This window comes from Algoriphagus chordae (assembly GCF_003254055.1).
GTDB classification, from domain to species: Bacteria; Bacteroidota; Bacteroidia; order Cytophagales; family Cyclobacteriaceae; genus Algoriphagus; species Algoriphagus chordae.
This window is the reverse complement of sequence record NZ_QKZT01000007.1, coordinates 34,547-56,048: the sequence shown is the minus strand read 5'-3', so window position 1 is coordinate 56,048 and position 21,502 is coordinate 34,547. Positions and strand designations below refer to the sequence as shown.

The 21,502-nt window shown below is 41.2% G+C and carries 22 protein-coding genes; 13 read left to right on the top strand and 9 right to left on the bottom strand.

Going from position 1 to position 21,502, the window contains the following annotated elements; all coding sequences use genetic code 11:
- Nucleotides 1-21 precede the first annotated feature (21 nt).
- Nucleotides 22-1,362, bottom strand: a complete 1,341-nt coding sequence (locus tag LV85_RS09165; RefSeq protein ID WP_111318588.1) for a saccharopine dehydrogenase C-terminal domain-containing protein — start codon at nt 1,360-1,362, stop codon at nt 22-24.
- A gap of 272 nt (nt 1,363-1,634) precedes the next feature.
- Here LV85_RS09165 and LV85_RS09160 point away from each other — a divergent pair, with 272 nt between their 5' ends.
- The 7 genes from LV85_RS09160 (at nt 1,635) to LV85_RS09130 (ending at nt 6,337) form a co-directional block, all read left to right on the top strand.
- On the top strand, nt 1,635-2,117 hold the full coding sequence (locus tag LV85_RS09160; protein WP_111318931.1) for a cytidine deaminase: 483 nt from the start codon (nt 1,635-1,637) through the stop codon (nt 2,115-2,117).
- Nucleotides 2,118-2,275: 158 nt separating this feature from the next.
- Nucleotides 2,276-2,923: an alpha/beta hydrolase gene (locus LV85_RS09155; protein ID WP_111318586.1), complete on the top strand. Its 648-nt coding sequence runs from the start codon at nt 2,276-2,278 to the stop codon at nt 2,921-2,923.
- 93 nt (nt 2,924-3,016) lie between these two features.
- Complete coding sequence (locus LV85_RS09150; RefSeq protein ID WP_111318584.1) at nt 3,017-3,454, top strand: UPF0158 family protein; 438 nt, start codon at nt 3,017-3,019, stop codon at nt 3,452-3,454.
- A gap of 267 nt (nt 3,455-3,721) precedes the next feature.
- Nucleotides 3,722-3,937: a hypothetical protein gene (locus LV85_RS09145; RefSeq protein WP_111318582.1), complete on the top strand. Its 216-nt coding sequence runs from the start codon at nt 3,722-3,724 to the stop codon at nt 3,935-3,937.
- Between the two features lie 64 nt (nt 3,938-4,001).
- A complete protein-coding gene (locus LV85_RS09140; RefSeq protein ID WP_317046442.1) occupies nt 4,002-5,084 on the top strand; it encodes a BF3164 family lipoprotein in 1,083 nt (360 codons plus the stop codon).
- Between the two features lie 99 nt (nt 5,085-5,183).
- A complete protein-coding gene (locus LV85_RS09135) occupies nt 5,184-5,690 on the top strand; it encodes a GNAT family N-acetyltransferase (protein ID WP_111318578.1) in 507 nt (168 codons plus the stop codon).
- Nucleotides 5,691-5,737: 47 nt separating this feature from the next.
- Nucleotides 5,738-6,337 carry an HdeD family acid-resistance protein gene (locus tag LV85_RS09130; protein WP_111318576.1) on the top strand — a complete coding sequence of 200 codons (600 nt, stop codon included), beginning with the start codon at nt 5,738-5,740 and terminating at the stop codon, nt 6,335-6,337.
- A 58-nt stretch (nt 6,338-6,395) separates the two neighbouring features.
- On the opposite strand, the gene eda is transcribed toward LV85_RS09130, so the two are convergent.
- Entirely contained in the window at nt 6,396-7,058 is a 663-nt protein-coding gene (gene eda / locus LV85_RS09125) for a bifunctional 4-hydroxy-2-oxoglutarate aldolase/2-dehydro-3-deoxy-phosphogluconate aldolase (RefSeq protein ID WP_111318574.1), read from the bottom strand.
- Between the two features lie 8 nt (nt 7,059-7,066).
- On the bottom strand, nt 7,067-8,062 hold the full coding sequence (locus LV85_RS09120; RefSeq protein ID WP_111318572.1) for a sugar kinase: 996 nt from the start codon (nt 8,060-8,062) through the stop codon (nt 7,067-7,069).
- A 283-nt stretch (nt 8,063-8,345) separates the two neighbouring features.
- Here LV85_RS09120 and carB point away from each other — a divergent pair, with 283 nt between their 5' ends.
- Nucleotides 8,346-11,165 (top strand): carbamoyl-phosphate synthase large subunit, encoded by a 2,820-nt coding sequence (carB, locus tag LV85_RS09115; RefSeq protein WP_111318570.1) that lies wholly within the window; start codon nt 8,346-8,348, stop codon nt 11,163-11,165.
- Nucleotides 11,166-11,189: 24 nt separating this feature from the next.
- Nucleotides 11,190-11,447, top strand: coding sequence for a DUF4834 family protein (locus tag LV85_RS09110; protein WP_111318568.1), 258 nt, complete (start codon nt 11,190-11,192; stop codon nt 11,445-11,447).
- 174 nt (nt 11,448-11,621) lie between these two features.
- On the opposite strand, the gene LV85_RS09105 is transcribed toward LV85_RS09110, so the two are convergent.
- Nucleotides 11,622-12,848 (bottom strand): THUMP-like domain-containing protein, encoded by a 1,227-nt coding sequence (locus LV85_RS09105; RefSeq protein ID WP_111318566.1) that lies wholly within the window; start codon nt 12,846-12,848, stop codon nt 11,622-11,624.
- The gene (locus LV85_RS09100) at nt 12,848-13,837 is read right to left on the bottom strand and encodes an aspartate-semialdehyde dehydrogenase (protein ID WP_111318564.1); all 990 of its coding nucleotides are present in this window, start codon (nt 13,835-13,837) and stop codon (nt 12,848-12,850) included. Before LV85_RS09100 ends, LV85_RS09105 begins: the two co-directional genes overlap by 1 nt.
- 201 nt (nt 13,838-14,038) lie before the next feature.
- Here LV85_RS09100 and LV85_RS09095 point away from each other — a divergent pair, with 201 nt between their 5' ends.
- The 4 genes from LV85_RS09095 (at nt 14,039) to scpB (ending at nt 18,153) form a co-directional block, all read left to right on the top strand.
- Nucleotides 14,039-16,534 carry a lamin tail domain-containing protein gene (locus LV85_RS09095; protein ID WP_158531163.1) on the top strand — a complete coding sequence of 832 codons (2,496 nt, stop codon included), beginning with the start codon at nt 14,039-14,041 and terminating at the stop codon, nt 16,532-16,534.
- 70 nt (nt 16,535-16,604) lie between these two features.
- On the top strand, nt 16,605-16,775 hold the full coding sequence (locus LV85_RS22055) for a hypothetical protein (protein ID WP_158531162.1): 171 nt from the start codon (nt 16,605-16,607) through the stop codon (nt 16,773-16,775).
- Between the two features lie 430 nt (nt 16,776-17,205).
- Nucleotides 17,206-17,589 carry a TraR/DksA family transcriptional regulator gene (locus tag LV85_RS09090; RefSeq protein WP_111318560.1) on the top strand — a complete coding sequence of 128 codons (384 nt, stop codon included), beginning with the start codon at nt 17,206-17,208 and terminating at the stop codon, nt 17,587-17,589.
- A 3-nt stretch (nt 17,590-17,592) separates the two neighbouring features.
- Nucleotides 17,593-18,153: an SMC-Scp complex subunit ScpB gene (gene scpB / locus LV85_RS09085; protein ID WP_111318558.1), complete on the top strand. Its 561-nt coding sequence runs from the start codon at nt 17,593-17,595 to the stop codon at nt 18,151-18,153.
- A 1-nt stretch (nt 18,154) separates the two neighbouring features.
- On the opposite strand, the gene LV85_RS09080 is transcribed toward scpB, so the two are convergent.
- The 4 genes from LV85_RS09080 to era all read right to left on the bottom strand — a co-directional run bounded on the left by LV85_RS09080 (nt 18,155) and on the right by era (nt 21,333).
- The gene (locus LV85_RS09080) at nt 18,155-18,778 is read right to left on the bottom strand and encodes a SprT-like domain-containing protein (protein ID WP_111318556.1); all 624 of its coding nucleotides are present in this window, start codon (nt 18,776-18,778) and stop codon (nt 18,155-18,157) included.
- Nucleotides 18,779-18,843: 65 nt separating this feature from the next.
- Nucleotides 18,844-19,047 (bottom strand): hypothetical protein, encoded by a 204-nt coding sequence (locus tag LV85_RS09075; RefSeq protein ID WP_111318554.1) that lies wholly within the window; start codon nt 19,045-19,047, stop codon nt 18,844-18,846.
- Between the two features lie 76 nt (nt 19,048-19,123).
- Complete coding sequence (gene der / locus LV85_RS09070) at nt 19,124-20,437, bottom strand: ribosome biogenesis GTPase Der (RefSeq protein ID WP_111318552.1); 1,314 nt, start codon at nt 20,435-20,437, stop codon at nt 19,124-19,126.
- Nucleotides 20,438-20,439: 2 nt separating this feature from the next.
- Nucleotides 20,440-21,333 carry a GTPase Era gene (gene era, locus LV85_RS09065; protein WP_111318550.1) on the bottom strand — a complete coding sequence of 298 codons (894 nt, stop codon included), beginning with the start codon at nt 21,331-21,333 and terminating at the stop codon, nt 20,440-20,442.
- Nucleotides 21,334-21,502 lie beyond the last annotated feature (169 nt).

Below are 21,502 nucleotides of genomic sequence, written 5' to 3'. Positions count from 1 at the left end.
GCCAGAGAATGTTTCAATTGCTTAGTCAGGCTTATATAACTTTTCCTGTTCCAGGAAGCTAATTCCATGATTTTTTAACCCGGCCAAAATCGGAGTGTAAATCTCTGCAAGCACAGGCAGATGGAGGCCTGTTAAATTGATTTTCCCATCTAGAAAGAGATCAACAGCAATTGCCATCGGAAGTCCCACCGTCTTTGCCATCGCCGTATAGGTAGCGTCTTCACCGAAGCAAACTAGGCTTGATCTGACTTCTTTGATGCCTTCTGGAGTTTTGAGTTCAAAAAGATGCTGCATCACAATCATGTCCTTGTCCTCTGGGTAAAGCTTCCAGTTTTTCTCTAAAATAGCTTGAAGAATCGCTGCTGGAGAACCTGTTGTTTTTGGAAGCAAATCATTTCCGAAAAATCCCAGCCACTGGATTTTCTCCCATGTAGGAAAATCAAAATCAGGGATCAGGTTTCCGAGCTTTTCTTCCACCGAAAGTGCTGGGTCGTAAGGCAAAAATGTGTTTAGGAACTGTCTCAAAGTCGTTCCTTCTGACAGATTCATCTGGAAAGAATCATCACAGATTCCCAGCTGCACAAATACATTCCAGGCTTTGCAGTAACCCGCTCTTCTGAGCGTTCCGCGTAGCATGGTGCTGATATTTTCCAATCCATAAACCTTTCTGTAGCTGAGTGAATCCCGATTGGGATAGCCGTCAAAATCCCCCAATCCTGAAAACTGGAGGGTTTCGAGTCGGTTGAAAAGCTGATGATAAGGAACAAACTTCAAATCCCCATTTTCAATGTAACGTGAAGTTCCCTGTCCAGCCAAAACCACGTTTCTTGGATTCCAGGTGAACTTGTATTTCCAGGGATTGTCTTCGGATTGTGGTGCGAGGAGCCCACCACAATAGGATTTGAAGGAGGTGATTTCTTCGCCTTTTGACTTCGCCGAGTTGATGATCTGCATGGCGGACATGTGATCAATGCCTGGGTCAAGACCGCATTCGTTCAGGAAAAACAAGCTTTTTGCTTCGATTTCAGACCTCATTTCACGCATTTCCTCCGACTCGTAAGATGCCGAGAAAAAATGCTTTCCAAACTCCAAACAGTCCTTTGCTATCGTAGGGTGCATAAAAGCAGGAAGCATGGAGATCACTACATCAGCTTCTTTGATCAGCGACTGCCGGGCAGCTACATTTTCTATGTCGAGCTGACGAGCTTCGGTATTTGGCTGATCTTTAAGCTTTTCCTTAGCGGAAGCCAGATTGATGTCCGCCAAAATCAATTTACGGGATTTGGGTTGACAGCTTTCAGCTAGGAAGTCTATTAAATATATGGCTGATTTTCCGCCGCCTAAAATCAGAATTGTATGCATGCTTAATCGATCTATACTATTTTTAGTAACCCTGCGGGTAAAACTCATAAAGTGATGTCAAGTACCCAAATCCCCCTACCCCCTTTAAAAAAGGGGGAGTTGGTTCATTTAGGCACCAAATTTTACTGAAAGTAGTTTAACGTGCAAACATTATGAATGCTCCTAATTATGGCTAAAATGGAGATTTTATTTTAGGGTAAAAAATTGTGTAGAGATTATTGAATGGAACAATTTCCTACCTTGATCGTTTGGAAAACTCCAAAGACAGAACCATGAGCAAGAAAATAAAAATAGAAGCTGAGTTTGAAGAACTAGCTTGGGAGGAGTTGACGATAGAGGAGCAGCAGCTGATGATGAGGGCGAGAAAAGTTTCTGAAAGCGCCTATGCGCCTTATTCCAACTTTCATGTAGGCGCGGCTGTACGGCTGGCGTCTGGGGAAATTCTACAATCCAGCAATCAGGAAAATGTAAGTTTTCCAGTAGGAGTTTGTGCCGAACGCTTGGTGCTTGGCTATGCCGGAGCCAATTTCCCAGATCTCGCAGTGAGGGAGATAGCGATAGTAGCGCGCAGAAAAGGCGAGGAGATTTGGGCTAGTGTGTCGCCCTGTGGACTTTGTCGGCAGACGATCAACGAAATGGAAATGAGATTTGATCGCCCAATGACTATTTTGATCCAGAATCCTGATGGAAGCGTACTCCGTTTCCAAGGGATTCAGACGCTTTTGCCTTTTAAGTTTGACGATTTGAACGGGTAGAGTTAAACTAATTCCTTGATCAAAAGACTGCCCTAATTAGTGTTTCGTATTTTGAAATCCCCCTGGCCCCCTTTGAAAAGGGGGAATTACCTCAATTTGAACCTTGCCGATAGATTCCAATAACTTACATCGGTTTTGCTAAACATTCATAAAGAGTTTTGAAAAAAAGCATCAATTTCCAATATCAAGCGCAGTATTCCGTATCTCATGAGCCGACTTTTGAAGAGAAAGAAATCTGGCTGATCTTGCATGGATATGGGCAATTAGCGGAGTTTTTCATCCGGAAATTCCAAGAATTCGATTCCTCGGACCGACTTTTTATAGCACCTGAAGCCACGAATTATGGCTATCTGAAAGGTTTTGCAGGAAGAGTTGGGGCAAACTGGATGACGAAGCATGAGCGGGAGTTATCCATCCAAAATAATCATAGGTATTTAGATCTCTTGATGGAGAATCTACTTTCGCAGTATAAGGATATACCCACCATCAAGTTACTGGGATTCTCACAGGGAGCGGCTACTGCCACGCGCTGGGCAAGTCGCTGGGCGGGTGAAGTAGATCAATTGGTACTGTGGTCAGGTGGATTTGCTCAGGACATGGTGTTGGAAGATGCCCGTGAGAAATTTTCGCAGACAGAAGTTTCCTTGGTTATGGGAGATCAAGATGATATGATCAGGCCAGAAAGCATTGAAATACAGCAGGAATTGATCAAAAATTTGAACAAGGATGTGAAAACCATGATTTTTCGAGGGGGGCATGAAATAGATATTGAAATGCTTTCGAGAATTCTTGAATCAAGTGAGTAAATCCAACTATATTGGTGCTTCAATTGCTTACTTAAACTAGAATTTAATCAGAATTCGACTTTCACTATTTTCTGAAAATTTTGTAAACCATCAATGCTTACGCTTACTGAAAAGGAGATAGACCTTATCTCAACCCAATTGCTCAAAGGAATGATCTGTTTCTATCAGATCGACAAGAAAAGAATTCATCAGATGCCAGATGATGAGGATTATTACAATTATGATCTGACTGAGGCAGAAGAGGATGTGCTAGACGAAATCGAAGAAAACCCGGACAATTATGCCGAGTTTACCCAGATGGAGCCAGCTCAGGAGCATCAGATGATGCAGGATTTTATTGACCGAAGGGTCAAAGAAAAAAGCCTAGCCGATGATTTGGTAAGTTCACTCACCAAGCCAAAGGCAAATACAGCTTTCAAGTTTCTGATCGAAGATTCCAAATACAAAAAGGACTGGGTCGAATTCCGCAAGGAAAAATACTACGACTGGATCAAGGAGCAAGTTGATAGTTTCAACTATACCGAAGGTTAATCGAATAGCCGTCCAGCTTTGGGCGGCTAATTTTTTTTGGTTTTAACCACGGTGGACACGGAGGGATTCTCCTGCTTCTCCAGAAGCTGGACTGGAGTATATATTTATGGTCTTATATTTTATGCCATGTGTGTTATAACTAGTGTTTTATTATTTTCGCACAAGCCATTTACCGCTTGCAAAAAAAACACCACTCCTATAGTTAATGTCCTTAGTTAACTGGCTAGTTTTTAGTTTGAACTATACTTTAACCAAAACAAGTTGATTATGAAAAACAAAATGAAAGTATTCGGTCTCACTTTGGGGATGATGGCAATGTCGTTTGCCTTCTTTGTGGGAAACCCTTCTAGTGCGCATGCAGAGGAGGAAAAGTTCGATTGGATTTGCTGTTTGGCGGATTCAAGTGGATGTACTGATGCACTAGGTGGTCATTGGGAATACGATGAGAAACGTGTCGGAGCAGCAACTTGTACCATTCATTAACCACACTAATTTGAACGCCTGCCAAATACTTTTGGCAGGCAAATTTATATTTAGTAATGTATAGATCAGTATTCTCCTTTTTTATTGGTTTTTATTATTAAGCTGTTCTACAGCTTCCAAAAGGAATTCTTTTGATCTTTCTGATCAAGAGATATACAATCTTAAATCAGTAAAAAAATACTACCCAGAACTAATAAATCCCATGAAGATAAATAAAGTGGGAGAATATTTAATTATTTCTGAGAACCCAAGAATAGGTCCAGAACAGCCTCTCTTACATGTATTTAACAAGAATAATTCAACTTATTTATACCCGAAAGGGATAACTGGGTTTGGCCCATTGGAGATTTCTAATGCCACTCTAATCGAGGAAGGATTTACCGATAGTACATTTTTAAACTATAGTAGCCAGAGCAAAAGGTTTTCCGAATTTTCTTTGACAAATAACGCTCGACTTGCAATAAGTGAATACAAACAACCAGATGACCTGTATATGGTTTACCTGAGTTATCATGCTACAGATAGTACAATAATTGGTTTGATGGCAAATGATCTCAACCGCTTAGCTGAATATTCTATTAGAGATGGAAAGCGGATTGCCGGTTACGGTACTTGGGAAAAAATACCAGAAACAGAAATGCTTATTGATTACGAAGATCCATTGATTAATTATCATTTGGGTGAGCTAAATAAAGGATGGTTCAAAGCAAATAGGGCACTTGGATTATTTGTAAAAGCTAGTATTTATAGAGATAGATTGGAAATTTTTCATTTCGACACCAAAAAATTTGACATTGTTGAAGGGCCAAGAGTAGAACTGCCAGATTTTAATATTCGGCACTCAAATGGTCAATCTACCGTTATTTTCAATCCTGAAAATGCTTATGGTCACAGAGATGTAGCAATTGGCGAAAAATATATTTATGACTTGTATGGAGGATTTAACCAAGCTCATATCAATCAAACCAATGAAATCGCAAAAACAATTTATATCGTGACTCACAACGGTGAGGTAGTAGGGAAACTCAATTTGGACATTTCCTTAAGAAGTTTGGAAGTAGATGAAAAATTGGGGAAAATCTACGGTATCACTACAGATGAGGATCCAGGGATAGCTGTTTTTGATATTCCTGCGGAGTTTTTGTAAGGATATGTTGCGATTCTAATTAGGAAGAAGCTCAGTTTGGGATTCTTTTTTTAATTCAAGCTAGACTAAGTTCTCACGATTTTTTTATACTTTAATTGAATGCATAATCCTCCTGAATTTTTAATCAGAAACACCTTAAAGCCTGGTGATCTTGGGCAGGTGGCTGCTTTGCATGGTAAGGTCTATTCGGAAGAGCATGATTTTGGGCTGGGCTTTGAAGCTTATGTGATGGAAAGCTTGCTTGAATTCTATCGTGCTTACAATTTGAAAAAAGACAAAGTTTGGGTAGTAGAAAGCGAGGGGAAAATGGTGGGCTTTGTTTTACTGATGCATAGACCCACAAACCGAGCCCAGTTGAGGTACTTCATCTTGGCGAAAGAATTTCGTGGTTTTGGTATTGGAAGCAGGCTGATGAAAGAATGGATGGAGTTCTTCGGAGAATGTAACTATGACGCGGCCTATTTGTACACTTCTTTAGGAATGGATGCTGCGGCTAGTTTGTACGGGAAAATGGGCTTTCGAAAGATCAGCGAAATGAAATCAAAGAATTTTGGAGTACTTTTATTGGAGCAGTATTACGAACTGATTAGTCCTACTAGGTTGTAAAATTTTATACTTTAACATTTATACTTTAATCAAAATACTTTCTTTTTATGCCAACACAACCCTTGAAATCCATCAAAAAAGCATTGTCACACTGGTATTTGATTACCATAATAGGAGTGATATTTGTTCTCTTAGGAATATGGGTTTTCCGAACTCCATTAGCTTCGTACTTAGTGCTGGCTACCTTTTTCAGTATTTCTTTTTTGCTTTCAGGAATAGCGGAAATTTCTTTTGCACTGGGTAATAAAGATACTATTGATAACTGGGGCTGGTTTCTGGCTTCCGGTATTTTTAGTGCTTTAATTGGTGTTTTACTTCTGTCCAATCCAGCACTTTCTATGGCTACTTTGCCACTTTATGTTGGTTTTGGGATAATGTTCCGTGCGATTGCTGGAGTCAGTTTTGCCTTTAGTTTGAAAGACCATGGGGATGAATATCAGTCCATGCTTTGGATGAGTATTTTAGGGGTTGTGCTTGCTTTCCTTCTGATTTGGAATCCTGCTGTTATTGGATTGACCTTGGTTACTATGACTGCATTGACGTTTATATTCATTGGAGCTGGAGTGATCTGGTTCTCCTTGAAGTTGAAAAAGCTGCATAAGGTTTCTGGGAATATTAAGGAAACGATTGAGCAGAGGGATTTGTAATATGTAAAAATTGTAAGTGGTAAGTTATTACATTAAAACAACTTACCACTTACACTATCTACGACTTACAGCTTTGAATAATCTTCAGCGTATCCGCTATTTTATTCTCCAAGAGCTCGTATTGCTGATTCTTGATCCAATCTTTCTTGAAAAGCTGAGAGCCCATTCCCACGCAGTACACTCCCGCATCAAACCATTCTTTTAGATTTTCTTCCGTTGGTTCTACTCCGCCAGTGGGCATGATGTGTAGTTCTGGATATACTGACTTAGCAGCAGCCACAAATGCTGAACCTACTACATTTCCCGGAAAGGCCTTCACAAGGCTTGCGCCTAGTTTTTTCGCCTGAAAAATCTCAGACATGGTAGCGCATCCTGGAATCCAGAAAACATCCTTAGAGTTACAGTAAACCGCTAGTTCGCGGATCAGAGCTGGGGAAACAATAAAGTCTGCCCCTGCTTCAATGAAAGATTCCGCTTGTTCAGTGGTGAAAATGGTGCCTATGCCCATCACTAAGTCTGGATACTTGGCAGCGTAATCGTAAAGCTCCTTAAAAACCTCTAGGGAGTTAGCAGTTCGGTTGGTGAATTCAAACACTCGAATTCCTGCCTTATAAGAAGCGTCTAGAACGCCTTTTGCCACTGCTATGTCTACATGGTTGAATACAGGAATCATTCCCGTAGCTTCCATGGCTTGAAGCATTTCTTCGTTTGAAAATTTCATAATAGTTTTTAACGTAAAAGTTTACCTACATTTTTTCCTTCCACCAGCTGATTGACCTCGTCTAAAGAGACGAAGTTAGCATCTCCTGGGATGGAGTGCTTCAGAACTGATGCTGCCACTGCAAAGTCCAGTGCATTTTGGTCTTCTAAGTGGAGTAAACCATAAATCAAGCCCGCCATATAGGCGTCGCCTCCTCCGATTCTGTCCACGATATGCGTCATTTCGTAGGTTTTGGATTCGAGCATCGCTTCCCCATTCCAAAGAATTCCACTCAGATTATTCTCTGATGCACTGATAGAATCGCGCTGTGTATTCGACACATATTTCAAAGCTGAACACATGGATTTGGCTTTTTCACAAGCTTGCAAATAGTCCGTTTCTGTGATCCCCATACAATTTTCGAAGTCGGTCAGACCAGCGATGATCAGATGCGATGGTTCGATCAGTTCTGGCATAATGTCCAACGGGCCTTTTCCGTATTGCCATAAGTTTCTACGGTAATTGATGTCGGCGCTGATTTTTACACCAAGCTTAGCAGCGGCTTTCACCGCGGCCTTGCAAAGATCAGCTGCGGATTGCGAAATGGCAGGCGTAATTCCTGTCCAGTGAAACCAATCTGCACCTTCAAAAATCGCTTCCCAATCAAAATCTTTCACATTGACCTTTGCAAAGGCAGAATCAAAACGATCATAAATGATTTTTGAGGAACGCTGCATGGTGCCATGCTCTACAAAGTAAACGCCCATTCTTCCTTCATTGAATCGAATCAAAGAGGTGTCCACACCTGAAAATCGAAGTGTATTTATAGCGGCATGGCCGATTTCATGGTCTGGAAATGACGTGACATGCGCAGCTGACAATCCCCAAAAAGCAAGAGAAACGGCCACATTTGCTTCTGCTCCACCATAATTGACTTCATAGGATTGCGTATTTACAAAACGCTCATGTCCAGGTGTAGAAAGGCGTAGCATGATTTCGCCAAGTGTGATTATTCTTTTATTCATCAATAGGATGTTTTACTAATTCATTTTTTTTGGAAAAAACAGGAAGGCAAATTTTATTTTTTGCGTTCTTGATGATTCAACAATAATAAAGGCGAAAAATTGGTTTACCAATTATTGTTGCCCAAATCTTTGTGATTTTCGAAACAAAGTCAGGTTATCATTGCAAACGCTTTATGAGACTTATTGGATTTCTTTCCCTTTTTACCGTGCCCCTTCAGAATATTTTTTTAATTTTGCCCCAATTTGGACTTAAGCAAAACTTTCTCTTCAATCTCCCTCTCTAATGCCTAAAGATAGCAGTATCAAGCACGTTCTCATCATTGGTTCAGGTCCCATCGTTATTGGTCAAGCTTGCGAATTTGATTACGCAGGTTCCCAAGCATCCAGATCTCTTCGTGAAGAAGGCATCACTGTGACGCTGATCAATTCCAATCCTGCAACGATCATGACTGATCCGGTCACGGCCGATAATGTGTATTTGCTTCCTTTGGAAAAGAAATCCATCGTACAAATCCTCAAAGATCACCCGGATATAGATGCTGTTCTGCCTACCATGGGTGGACAAACTGCATTGAATCTAGCAATAGACTGCGAAAAAGGTGGAGTCTGGGCAAAGTATGGTGTGAATATGATCGGCGTAGATATCGATGCGATCGATACTGCCGAAAACCGTGAGAAATTCAAGGCACTGATGGAGAAAATCGGTGTCGGTGTATGTAAAGGTGGTACGGCTACCTCTTTCCTTCAAGGAAAAGAAATCGCACAAGAAATTGGTTTCCCATTGATCATCAGAGCTTCCTATACCCTAGGTGGAGCCGGTGGAGCTTTTGTGGAAACGGAAGATGAATTCGAAAAAGCGCTTGTAGCTGGACTTCAAGCTTCTCCAGTTCACGAAGTTCTGATCGAACAGAGTATCATTGGCTGGAAAGAATACGAGCTGGAAGTGATGCGCGATAATATCGGCAACATGATCGTGATCTGTTCTATCGAGAACTTTGATCCGATGGGAGTGCATACAGGTGACTCTATCACGGTGGCTCCAGCGATGACTTTGCCAGATACGACCTATCAGCGTATGAGGAACTTCGCGATCACAATGATGAATAGCATCGGGAATTTTGCAGGAGGCTGTAATGTGCAGTTCTCAGTAAGTCCTGATAATTCTGAGATCATCGGTATCGAGATCAATCCACGAGTTTCCCGCTCTTCGGCTTTGGCTTCAAAAGCAACTGGTTACCCGATTGCAAAGGTAGCTGCTAAACTAGCAATAGGATATAATCTGGATGAGTTGAAAAACTCTATTACTGGAACAACTTCAGCATTTTTTGAGCCTACAATAGATTATGTGATTGTAAAGGTTCCTCGTTGGAACTTTGACAAATTCAAAGGAGCTGACAGAAGACTTGGTCTATCCATGAAGTCTGTGGGTGAAGTGATGGGTATCGGTAGAAACTTCCAAGAAGCACTTCAGAAGGCTTGTCAATCACTTGAAATCAAGAGAAATGGTCTTGGGGCCGATGGCAAAGAACTTCGTAATCAAGACGAGATTTTATATTCTCTTGCTAATCCTAGTTGGAATAGATTGTTCCACGTCTATGATGCCTTCAAACTTGGAATCTCTTTCCGTACGATTCAGGATTTGACCAAGATCGATAAGTGGTTCTTGAAGCAAATCGAAGAGTTAATACACCTTGAAAAGGAGATTGAAAAATATAAGCTAGATACCATTCCATTGGAAGTGATGGATTTGGCTAAGCGTAAAGGCTATGCGGATCGTCAAATTGCACACTTGTTAGATTGCTTGGAAAGCGAAGTTTTCGATAAGCGATACAAGGAGATGGGAATCAAGCGAGTGTATAAGTTAGTAGATACCTGCGCAGCTGAATTTGAGGCGAAAACGCCATATTATTATTCTTCTTTTGGCTCTGAAAATGAATCAGTAAAATCTGATCGTAAAAAAGTAGTAGTACTTGGATCAGGACCAAACCGAGTAGGACAGGGAATTGAGTTTGATTACTCTTGTGTTCATGGGGTATTGGCAGCCAAGGAATGTGGCTACGAGACCATTATGATCAACTGTAATCCTGAGACGGTTTCTACTGATTTCGATATTGCAGATAAACTGTACTTCGAACCAGTGTTCTGGGAGCATATTTACGAAATTATCCTTCACGAGCAGCCTGAGGGTGTGATTGTCCAATTGGGTGGTCAGACGGCTTTGAAGCTTGCTGAGAAGATGGAGAAGTACGGTATCAAGATCATCGGAACCAGCTTCGAAGCATTGGATCTAGCAGAGGATAGAGGAAGATTCTCAGCTCTTCTGAAAGATCTGGATGTTCCATATCCTGAGTTTGGAACGATTCACAATACCGACGAAGCCTTAGAGCTTTGCAAGACGATTGGTTTCCCGCTTTTGGTGCGTCCTAGTTACGTATTAGGAGGTCAAGGAATGAAGATCGTGATCAATGAGAAGGAATTGGAGCAGCATGTCGTGACTGTGTTGAAAGATATTCCGAATAATGAGATCCTGCTGGATCACTTCTTGGAAGGAGCTATCGAAGCAGAAGCTGATGCGATTTGTGATGGAGAGAATGTATATATCATCGGAATCATGCAGCATATCGAGCCGGCGGGAATTCACTCAGGTGATTCTTATGCAGTGCTACCCCCTTACAACTTGGGGGATTTGGTGATTCGTCAGATCGAAACTTATACAGAGAAAATTGCACTTGCTCTGAAAACTGTAGGCTTGATCAATATTCAGTTTGCGATCAAAAATGACAAGGTTTACATCATCGAGGCAAACCCAAGAGCATCTCGTACGGTGCCATTTATTTGCAAAGCGTACAGAGAACCTTATGTAAACTATGCCGTAAAGGTGATGTTGGGAGAGAAAAAAGTAACTGATTTTGAATTCAAACCTTACAAAAAAGGTTATGCGATCAAGGAGCCAGTTTTCTCTTTCCATAAATTCCCTAAAGTAAATAAAGAATTGGGACCTGAAATGAAATCTACCGGTGAAGCGATTTACTTTATCGATGATCTGATGGATGATTATTTCTTGAAAATCTACGCAGAGAGAAATCTGTATTTGAGTAGATAAGAAACTAATAAAACGTTAAGTATTGTGTGGAAATTTCTTGTAATAGTGCTCGGAGTTGGTTGGCTACTTGGCCAACTAATCCGATATTTTCTTAGAAGCAAATTGGCCAAATTTGCTAGGCATGTAAATGAAGTGGCGAAAGAGGAGCAACGTGCTCAGCGGCATGCTTCTGCCTCAAAGGATGAGATCATTGTAGACTACGTGCCTCAAAAGCAGCAAGAAAAACGAAAGCATGAAATTAAAGGCGGAGAATACGTCGATTATGAAGAAGTGAAGGAGTAATCCTTCACTTTTTTCTTTTTAACCACAAAGTGCGTAAAGGTTTCGCAGAGGGTACAGTTTTAATAGTTGTCCTGCTTCTCCAGAAGCTGGACTAATTAGCTGATTTTTATATGCTTCAAATTTGTTCTAAAACACTATTTGGGATTTATAATCCCGAATCCAATCACAAGGTTTTTATTGAAGCGTAGCTAGCCTACACCAATAGATCTTGAAACCGCTTTGGGTTTTGGTTCCAATCAAAAAATCCTCTCCTCCGTCCCTCAACCCAAATTTATTTTTAAAATCAGCCGCTCCAGTGGCATAATTTCGCATCATGACATTGACTTTGCCAAAAGGAAATCGCTGCTTAAGTTCTTTTTTGTTTGGGTTGACTTGATCGATTACTTCGAAAACTCTCGCTGGAAGATCTTTATGAAATTCAGAAGAAGTATATAGATGACTGTTTGGATCAAGTTTTTTCAGGCCAAATCGTGCTCCAAAACTTTTGAAAGCTCCAGCTTTCAAGATTCCTGAAAAAGGCTCAATCAAATACTTTTCTACCTCGCCAAAAGTAGAATTACTTATTTCTTCTTCGCGCTGCTCAAATGAAAAACTGGATTCTTTCGCTCCCAAATCCACCGCTTCGATGGTCAAGGGAGATTCAACTCCTTCTTTGAACCAATGCAAAAGCAATTCTTTCACTTCATTTTTCACGGAGACTACCTGCACTTTCTGTATGTCAGGAAGTTCAGTGAGGGCTTGGGAGATATCGAGCATTGGCGATAATTTCAATAAGATCGAATCTGACTTACTTTTCATCATTTCCCAGGCACTGTACACATCAGGCTCGCAATCCTGAAGTTTATACATCTTCTGGTTGCCTTTTCCCCTACGCGCAGGATCGGCGTAGATCAAATCAAAATACTTGTTAGATTTTACGAAGTGATCAAGCCCATCACCCTCAAAAAACTCGAGCTTTTTAGTTGAACTCTCCAAGGGTTCCGAACCCTTGGAGGGTTTCAATAGCTCCAAATTATACTTTGAAATCTGGAAAAGTTCAGGTTGCCTTTCGCAATAAATCCCCGTTTCAAAGCCTTGGCTCATGTAAAAAAAATCTACTCCAAAGCCTCCAGTGAGATCTATCATGATTTGTCCTTCCCTGTCTCTAGCCTTGAATTCGGCAGTTTGCTCTGATGAGCTTTGCTCCAAAGAAATGGAAGCTGGAAAAATCAATTGCGAATTGGATGCCCAAGAAGGGAGTTTTTTGGCTGCCTTTTGTCGTGCAGAGATTTGTTGCACCGCAGCTTTTAGATCGAAATCAGTTTTGCCCTGATATTTAAAAAGCAAAAGTGCAGGATCTTCCATAAGATGATCCTGCACAAATTGTTGGAAGTCGGCCCTATGAAACTGGGTCAAATCCATTAAAACAAGCCGTTTGCGAGCGCGTACTCAGCGATTTGCACGGCGTTGGTTGCTGCGCCCTTTCTAAGGTTGTCAGCTACAATCCACATATTTAGTGTATTTGCCTGAGACTCATCTCTTCTCAAGCGACCTACGAATACCTCATCTTTTTTGTGCGCATTGATCGGCATAGGATAGACATTGTTTGCTGGGTCGTCCTGTACGATTACCCCAGGCGCAGCTGCAAGTAGCTCACGCACTTCTGTCAAGTCGAAGTCTTCTTTGAATTCCACGTTTACCGCTTCAGAGTGTCCTCCCATAGTTGGGATTCTCACTGTGGTCGCAGTTACTTGGATTGTATCATCGCTGAAGATTTTCTTAGTCTCCTTGATCATTTTCATCTCCTCCTTCGTGTAGCCGTTTTCTTGGAATACATCTATGTGAGGAAGCACGTTCATGTCAATCTTGTGCGGATAGACCATGTTGGCTTTTTCTCCTACACGCTCCGCCATCATCTGGTCTACCGCTGCTTTGCCCGACCCTGTCACAGACTGGTAAGTGGACACCACAACTCTTTTGATGCCGTAGCGCTCACGCAAAGGAGCTAGAGCCAGCACCATTTGTATGGTAGAGCAGTTTGGATTGGCGATGATCTTATCTTCTTTCGTCAATTCTTTACCATTGATCTCAGGAACAACCAATTTTTTGGTCGCATCCATTCTCCAAGCGGAAGAATTATCGATGACGATAGTGCCTACTTCAGCGAATTTTGGAGCCCATTCTGTAGATGTGCTTCCGCCTGCTGAAAATATAGCTACTTCAGGCTTCAGAGAAACAGCTTCTGCAAGTCCGATGACAGTGTAAGGTTTACCCTTATAGTCAATCTGTTTACCTACAGATCGCTCGCTGGCGACTAATAGAAGTTCGTCAAAGGGGAAGTTGTGCTCTGCTAGCACCTCTAGGATTTCTGAGCCTACCAAGCCGGTAGCTCCTACCACTGCTAATTTCATCAGATTTAAAGTAGTTGTTGAAAATTTTTGAAGCACAAAAGTAAGAGCTACTAATTCATTTTCAGACCTGTCTCTCGAATATTTTAAGGAAATCTGTATAAATGCTGGTAAAAAGTGTGGTTTGCGATCATTTTGAATATTATATTGAGTCTAGACTTTTTAATTGAGATGCTTGTGGTAGGCTTAATTTTTATTTGGCAAATGATCTTTTTCACTGTTTTCGCAGTGAGTGACAAGTCGCAAGTGGAGTTCAATAGTCGTATTCAGGATTTTGAAAGTGATTTTTCGATCATCAGCTATCCAGATGAATTTTTGCCAGACTGGTATGCAAATGAGATCAGAAGTACTTCTTCGCGGATATATCAACTAAGGGGACTTGGAAGGAATGGCAGCAAAGCCTTGGCCGTACAGCCAATTTCTACATTTGATGGAGAACTTATCATTCGACTTTCTCCCAAAGGACTCAAGGATCCCAAAGTTCGTTTCTGGGCGAGGTCAGTCAAAAATGGCTCTGGTGATAGGCCTGCTCAAGTTTACTATCGTTGGGGAGGGAAATTGGAAAGTGGTTATACTGAGCGGAAAGTACTTGGAGGAGCAAATGAATTTGGGAATGAAGACCAAGAATTCAGAATGTTTGAGTTGGATGTTCCGGAAGAGTATCAAGCTGTAGAAGAGGTTTTTCTAATGGTAGAAATCCACTGTGGTCCTGGTACTGGGACCTGCGCAAAATGGTTGATGGATGATTTTGAGTTTGGGGAGTTTGTGGTAGATCGGACCGCGCCGATGGTAGTACGTGTACAAGGATATGATGATAATCAAGTCGAGGTTCAATTTGATGAAGCCGTAGATCCTGTCTTTTCTGAGTTTTTACACAATTATAAACTGGATGGGCAAGAACCAGAAGTAGTTAGATTGAATGCGGATTCTTTGGTTTATCTGACCTTTTCGGAAGAGTTAGAACTGGGGAATTATTATGATTTAGAGATTGCACAAGTCCCAGATTTAGAAGGCAACTTCCTGCAGGATACGGTGATTTCTTTTCAATTTTTTGATCCTTCAGCCATTCTGCCCAAAGCCCTGCTGATCAACGAAATCATGCCAGCTCCCAAGGCTGATCTCGACCTGCCCAATGTGGAATATGTGGAAATATTTCATGCTGGAGAATATGCGATCCGCCTCGAGGGTGTTTCTTGGTCAAATTCTAAATCGACTGTGATTCTAAAAGAAAAGTGGGTACAACCTGGCGATTACTTGCTTTTGATTCCTGAGAACCAAACTTTACTTTTGATGGAATATGGAGAAATCATTCCTATAAGAAGCTGGCCTACGCTTTTGAATTCTGGAGATCAGTTAAGTCTTCAGGACGATCAAGGGAAGCCGATTGATAGGATTGCATATACTACGAACAGTTGGAGAGGTACTGAGTACTCCAGTGGAGGATACAGCCTGGAAGTTGCAAATCCATTCTATGCCTGTGAGCAGTCTGATCTGCTTAAGCCATCGATTGATCCGCTGAGAGGAACGCCAGGAAGACAAAATTCTATTTTCGATTTGACTCCAGATGAAAATCCCCCGCTGCTCAATAGGGTAGAATTCTCCTCTTCAAAAAGTCTGATATTGAGCTTTTCTAAGCCTATTCTTTCAGGATTTGATCCAGTAAACTTTGTCTTTGAGCCAAGTTTGCAAATTGACTCCATCGCTCAGTCGAGTTCCAAAGAGATTCAGATTTTCCTTGCAGAGGATCTTACTGCGAATACTATTTATAGACTAAGAATAAATGGGTTGACGGATTGCTCAGGGAATGGATTTCTGCAAACAGAGCCATTTCAATTCGTTTTGCCGGTACAGGCTGAAAAAGGAGAGGTATTGATCAATGAGCTTCTTTTCAATCCAAAAGCGGGTTCACCGAAATTTGTGGAATTGATCAATGTAACTGATAATTACCTTGATATACAAGATTGGAAGCTTGCGAACTTTGATGAAATGGGAGAGGTAGCTCAAGTGAAGCAGCTCGGTGAATCTTCCTTGATTTTGCCGCCAAGAGGGTATTTGGCAATCACCACTAGTCCCGATATGCTGAAGCTTGATTATGCTAGATCATCCATGGGAGCCTTTGTCCATATCGCTACACTTCCAAGCTATCCTATAGCTGGGGGTACGGTAGTGTTATTGGATGCTACAGGAAATATTGCGGAGACATTTCCTTATTCGGAAGAGCTTCATCATCCATTGCTGAAAGACCCAAAGGGAGTTTCTCTGGAGCGGCTTTCTACCCAGTCAGCGGCTAGCTTGTCTGCCAACTGGTATTCGGCGTCGGCAGTGGAAGAATACGCAACTCCAGGTAGGAAAAATTCTCAAGTGATTTCTGGTGAATTCGAAGCGGAATTGATTCAAATCGATCCTGAAGTTTTTGACCCTGAAGGAAGCAATGGAAATACCTTTACGACTATTCGCTATGAACTTGACCAAGCAGGTTGGGTCGGAAGTTTTAGGATTTATTCTACCACAGGCCAATTGATCCAAGTACTTGCAGAAAATGAAATATTGGGCACAGCTGGATTGTTTACCTGGGCAGGAACGGATAGTCAGGGAAAGGTCCTAAGATCAGGCTATTATGTGCTGTTGATAGAATTGTATGATTTGACTGGAGAAATGAGGGTAATCCGGAAAACCATAGTCATTGCGACAAAACTTTAATTTTTTTCTTCTTATTTCAGGGTTTAAAGAGCAGAAAATAGTATCTTAAGAAGCTTAACGCCCCAAAACCATGGAAAAAGACCTAATCACTCAAGCCTTGCAGACGATTCACCTGCAGAATGGCAAAGACCTCAAGGAGGTCTCTCAGTATTTGAATATGAAGTATCGGATCGATGCAGACCTCTTGGTTCTGCAGACGAGATTGAAGAAAATGATACTTGAAGAAAAAGCCGTCGCTTGACGGTTTTTTTTATGTGCCAGCCAGTAGAGAATGTTCACTGCTTTGCTCCGCGGTTTTAATCGTGAGACTAGGATTTTTTTTTCTAAAAAGAACATGTTCTAGCTTTATCTGAGAACATACCATTTGTCAGGAGCTCTTCTTGATGGATTGAAAGTCAATATCAAGTATGGCGAGTTCTACTGTTTTGATTATCAGCTTTTTGAAAAATTCAGGTAGAGTGACACTCTTCGCCAAGAGCATTTATTACTAAACTTACTCATGGTTTTCGCTAGCAAAGCTTCAACCTGAAAAGGCTTAAAATCATCAATTAGACATAATTTTCAAGTAAAAGCAATGCTAGGAATTCTTGTAATTCCAATGCGTAGGTGTATTTTAGGGAACAAATTCTAGAAAGAATCGTCCCAATACTATTACTTAATTTTAGCTGGCTATGAGCAAGGAAGAAAAGACCGCATATTCTCCGGAAGAATTAAAAGAATTCGAGGAAATCATCTTGAAGAAACTTCAAAGTGCGAAAGAGGAATTGAATGTACTGAAAGAGTCATTGAGCAAGAGAAATGATTCGGGTACAGGTTACACTGCATCTACTTCCAAATTGCTGGAAGACGGAGCCGATACTTTAGAAAGAGAGAGTCAGAATCAATTGGCAGCAAGACAACAGAAGTTTATTATCAATCTTGAGAATGCACTGATCCGCATCAAAAACGGTACTTATGGTGTATGTGTGGATACAGGTAAGTTGATCTCAAAAGAGCGATTAATGGCTGTGCCGCATACCATGCAGTCTATTGAAGCCAAACTTGCTCAGAGATAAGCCTTGGATTTTCTTCACCGGCATATTGAAGCATTGATTTTTTGTGCTCCCACACCTTTGCCCAAGGCGGAGATAGTCAAGTGTCTTACTGAAATGTTTGAGGCGGAAATCCCCGCTGATCATGTAGATCAGGCGATTGATCAATTGAGCGAAAAATACCAGTCGGAGGAGTTTTCTTTTCAGTTGGAGCATTTGGGTGGAGGGTATCAGTTCTTGACCAAGCCTGCCTATCAAACTTCCATCGGGATTCTTTTGCGCCAGCAGTCTCAGAAAAGACTTTCTACGGCACAGTTGGAGACCTTGTCTATCATCGCATACAAGCAGCCTGTAACCAAAGGCGATATTGAGCAGATCAGAGGGGTAAATAGTGATTACTCTGTCCAGAAGTTGTTAGAAAAAGAGCTAGTAGATATCAAGGGCAAATCAGAGGGTCTTGGAAGGCCAATTTTGTATGGCACTTCTGCGAAGTTTATGGAATACTTTGGGATAAACTCCATTAAAGATCTGCCTCAGCCAAAGGATTTTTCTCAGCCAGACAACCAGATCGGAGAGGAGCGAGACTGAATTAAGCAATCAACTTTACCTTAGCCAATTGAGCGATCAGATACTTTTTTCCAGATTTGATTTCCTGGCATAATACACGAGTTCTTCTTGTTTCTCCTTTTTCAAATTCACGCCCAGAAAGCAAAAATCGATTTCCAGGTTTCAAATCAGATAGAAAAAGAGCTTCTTGGTTGAGGCTTGGTTCATCGTATTTGCTCATTTCCTTCATCAGAAAAAGATCAGCTGCCGAACTTGCTTTCGGGTTCTTCATGTGCTTGCGCAAGGGGATGAGCAAGTCAATTGGGAAAAATTTGGTAGAGAGGATAGGAAATAGTAATTGTTGAAAAGTTGATTTCCACTCAGCGCCATGCGGTGCGATATCGATACCAAACCTCACAAAGGCATGAAGATGTGCTACTTCATGTATATAAGTGAGCAGGAATTGATAGGGATTGAGATCCGCATTGATTGTGATCGTTTGGGTTTGCCTATCTCTACGGTATCTAAAGTCTCCAAGTTTAGATTTGCGAGTAGCAGTAGTCTTAAAAGAAAAGGGTTCTTGCTCCCAAAGTTCAACAGCATAATTGACAGCTGCCTCAGGGAGTTTTGTTATTAAGACTTGTCTTAGTTGTTCTGAACCGCTCATTTCGAAAAGTACAAAAAAAAGAGTCCCGCGAATACGGGACTCAATTCATTTAAGGAAGGTGTGAATTAGTTCACAGACTCAACTACCTCAACAACTTCTTCAACTACTACAGTTGAGTCAGCCTCATCGATAATGATTACTTCTTCCTCTACAACGGTCTCTTCTACTACCTCGATAGTTTCAGTACCTTCTTCTTTTACTTCTTTGTTACCGCATGAAGCTACAGCGAACATGCTAGCGATTGCGAAAATTGCAAATACTTTTTTCATTTGTTGTGTTTTTCTTAATTACGCTGCAAATGTATTACTACTTTGATCAATAAAACAACAACCGTTCAAATATATTTTATTTGTTTTTATAAATGATTTTTACCGGAACTCCTTCGAAGTCAAAGTGTTCGCGGAGGCGGTTTTCGAGGTATCTCGTGTAAGGTGATTTGATATATTGTGGCAGGTTGCAGAAGAATGCAAACACCGGATTTTTAGTAGGGAGTTGGGTAGAATATTTGATTTTAATATACTTTCCTTTCCATGCTGGTGGTGGATATCTTTCGATTTCAGCAAGCATCAAATCATTAAGTTTGGATGTGGTGATGCGACGAGTTTTATTTTCATACACTTTCACCGCCAACTCAATAGCTTGGAAAATTCTTTGCTTTTCTGTCACTGATGTGAAGATGATTGGGATCCATTTATTTTCACCCAATTTCTCCATCATGTCGTCTTTGATTTTTCCCATGGTTTTATGATCCTTTTCGATCAAATCCCACTTGTTTACCATTATCATCACGCCTTTATTATTCTTGATGGCGAGGGAGATCAAGTTCATATCTTGAGATTCAAGACCACGAGTAGCATCTACCATCACCATAACAACATCAGACTCTTCAAGTGTTCTCAAGGAGCGCATGACAGAGTAGAACTCTACATCTTCTGTTACCTTGGATTTCTTTCTGATTCCGGCAGTATCGGTGATGATGAAATCCTGTCCAAAAAGCTGGTAGCGTGTGTGAATAGAATCCCTTGTCGTACCTGCTTCGTTGGTGACAATAGAGCGGTCTTTGCCGATGAGGGCATTTAAGAAAGATGATTTACCCACGTTTGGTCTTCCAAGAATCGAAATCTTTGGAGTGTCAGCATCTGGGTCTTCGTCTCCCACATCTTCGAAATGAGTAATCATTTCATCCAGAAGCTCTCCTGTGCCACTTCCACTGGCAGAAGCGATTGGGAACACTTCAAAATCACTTACTCCCAGAGAGTAAAACTCATGGGCGGCAAAGCTTCTTTCCTGATTGTCAGCTTTATTAGCAACGACAAAAATAGGCTTCTTGCTACTTCTAAGTTCTTTGGCAAATTCACTGTCCAAATCTGTAAGACCCGTATGGCAATCCACAATGAAAAGTATTACATCTGCTTCCTCTATGGCAAGCTTCACCTGCTTACGAATCTCCGCCTCATACATGTCCTCAGAGCCGGTCACATATCCGCCGGTGTCAATCACCGAGAAGAATTTGCCTGACCACTGAGCATGCCCGTAGTGACGATCACGGGTTACTCCACTCATATTGTCTTCAATTGCCTTGCGCTCTTCTACCAGTCGGTTGAAAAGAGTGGATTTACCCACATTAGGTCTACCTACTATCGCTACTATATTTGCCATGATCAGGTTGGGTCGTACCCAAATTTTTTCAGTTTCAGTTTATTTTTTCTCCAGTCTTGTTCCACCTTCACGAAGGTTTCAAGAAAGACTTTTTTTCCGAAGAACTTTTCTAGTTCTTCACGGGCTTGGATTCCCACTTTTTTCAGTGCCGCTCCTTTATCTCCTATGATGATGCCTTTTTGGCTATCTCTTTCTACATAGATAATTGCACGCACACTGATGATATTCTTCTTCACCTTGAAATCCTCAATGGAGACTTCAGAGCTGTAGGGTATTTCTTTTTTGTAATTCTCAAAGATTTTCTCACGAATAATCTCAGAGGCAAAGAACCGTTCAGAGCGATCAGAAAGTTCCGCTTTGTCATAAAACGCCGGATGCTCTGGCAGTCTATCGAGAATCTCCTGCATGATTTTTTCGGTATTGAACTTCTCGCCAGCAGAAATCGGAATAACCAGCTCAGACTTAATTCTAGAAGTCCAATAGGTAGTTATTTCTTCCAGCTGACCAGGTTTGGCTAAATCAATCTTATTGATGACCAATAGAACTGGAACGCCAGACTCGTTGATTTTTTCGATAACGTGCTCGATGTCATTTGCTGTCTCGTATAGGTCTGTGACAAATAGAATGATGTCCGCATCTTCAAGAGAGATGTTTACGAAGCTCATCATGTTCTTCTGAAGTTCGTACTGAGGCTTCAGCATGCCGGGTGTGTCCGAAAAAACTATTTGATAATTATCGGCATTTGTAAGTCCAATTATCCTATGACGGGTGGTTTGGGCTTTAGAAGTAATGATCGAAAGCCGTTCACCTACAAGGATATTCATCAATGTAGACTTGCCCACATTTGGTTTTCCTATGATGTTGACGAAGCCTGCTTGATGTTTTGCTGTATCCATTGTAGAAATTTTTTACAAAGGTACTTGATTTTTAGACAGTCTGGAAGTTTAAAGTGATTTGGCAAAATAAAATTTGGTATTTAGTAGTCTCAGTCTTTCCTGTTTTAGGACTGTTCTAAACGGTTGATAGACAAATGCCTGCTACTGATTCGATGCTTGTACAGTCCAA

Excerpts from the sequence above, each read along its gene's own strand:
- LV85_RS09130 (WP_111318576.1), top strand. The coding sequence starts at position 5,738 with ATGCCAACACAACCCTTGAAATCCATCAAAAAAGCATTGTCACACTGG.
- LV85_RS09120 (WP_111318572.1), bottom strand. The coding sequence starts at position 8,062 with ATGAATAAAAGAATAATCACACTTGGCGAAATCATGCTACGCCTTTCT.
- LV85_RS09150 (WP_111318584.1), top strand. The coding sequence starts at position 3,017 with ATGCTTACGCTTACTGAAAAGGAGATAGACCTTATCTCAACCCAATTG.
- era (WP_111318550.1), bottom strand. The coding sequence starts at position 21,333 with ATGGATACAGCAAAACATCAAGCAGGCTTCGTCAACATCATAGGAAAA.
- carB (WP_111318570.1), top strand. The coding sequence starts at position 8,346 with ATGCCTAAAGATAGCAGTATCAAGCACGTTCTCATCATTGGTTCAGGT.
- LV85_RS09105 (WP_111318566.1), bottom strand. The coding sequence starts at position 12,848 with ATGGATTTGACCCAGTTTCATAGGGCCGACTTCCAACAATTTGTGCAG.
- LV85_RS09080 (WP_111318556.1), bottom strand. The coding sequence starts at position 18,778 with ATGAGCGGTTCAGAACAACTAAGACAAGTCTTAATAACAAAACTCCCT.
- LV85_RS09165 (WP_111318588.1), bottom strand. The coding sequence starts at position 1,362 with ATGCATACAATTCTGATTTTAGGCGGCGGAAAATCAGCCATATATTTA.
- LV85_RS22055 (WP_158531162.1), top strand. The coding sequence starts at position 16,605 with ATGGAAAAAGACCTAATCACTCAAGCCTTGCAGACGATTCACCTGCAG.
- LV85_RS09145 (WP_111318582.1), top strand. The coding sequence starts at position 3,722 with ATGAAAAACAAAATGAAAGTATTCGGTCTCACTTTGGGGATGATGGCA.
- LV85_RS09135 (WP_111318578.1), top strand. The coding sequence starts at position 5,184 with ATGCATAATCCTCCTGAATTTTTAATCAGAAACACCTTAAAGCCTGGT.
- der (WP_111318552.1), bottom strand. The coding sequence starts at position 20,437 with ATGGCAAATATAGTAGCGATAGTAGGTAGACCTAATGTGGGTAAATCC.
- LV85_RS09160 (WP_111318931.1), top strand. The coding sequence starts at position 1,635 with ATGAGCAAGAAAATAAAAATAGAAGCTGAGTTTGAAGAACTAGCTTGG.
- LV85_RS09075 (WP_111318554.1), bottom strand. The coding sequence starts at position 19,047 with ATGAAAAAAGTATTTGCAATTTTCGCAATCGCTAGCATGTTCGCTGTA.
- LV85_RS09090 (WP_111318560.1), top strand. The coding sequence starts at position 17,206 with ATGAGCAAGGAAGAAAAGACCGCATATTCTCCGGAAGAATTAAAAGAA.
- LV85_RS09100 (WP_111318564.1), bottom strand. The coding sequence starts at position 13,837 with ATGAAATTAGCAGTGGTAGGAGCTACCGGCTTGGTAGGCTCAGAAATC.
- eda (WP_111318574.1), bottom strand. The coding sequence starts at position 7,058 with ATGAAATTTTCAAACGAAGAAATGCTTCAAGCCATGGAAGCTACGGGA.
- LV85_RS09095 (WP_158531163.1), top strand. The coding sequence starts at position 14,039 with ATGATCTTTTTCACTGTTTTCGCAGTGAGTGACAAGTCGCAAGTGGAG.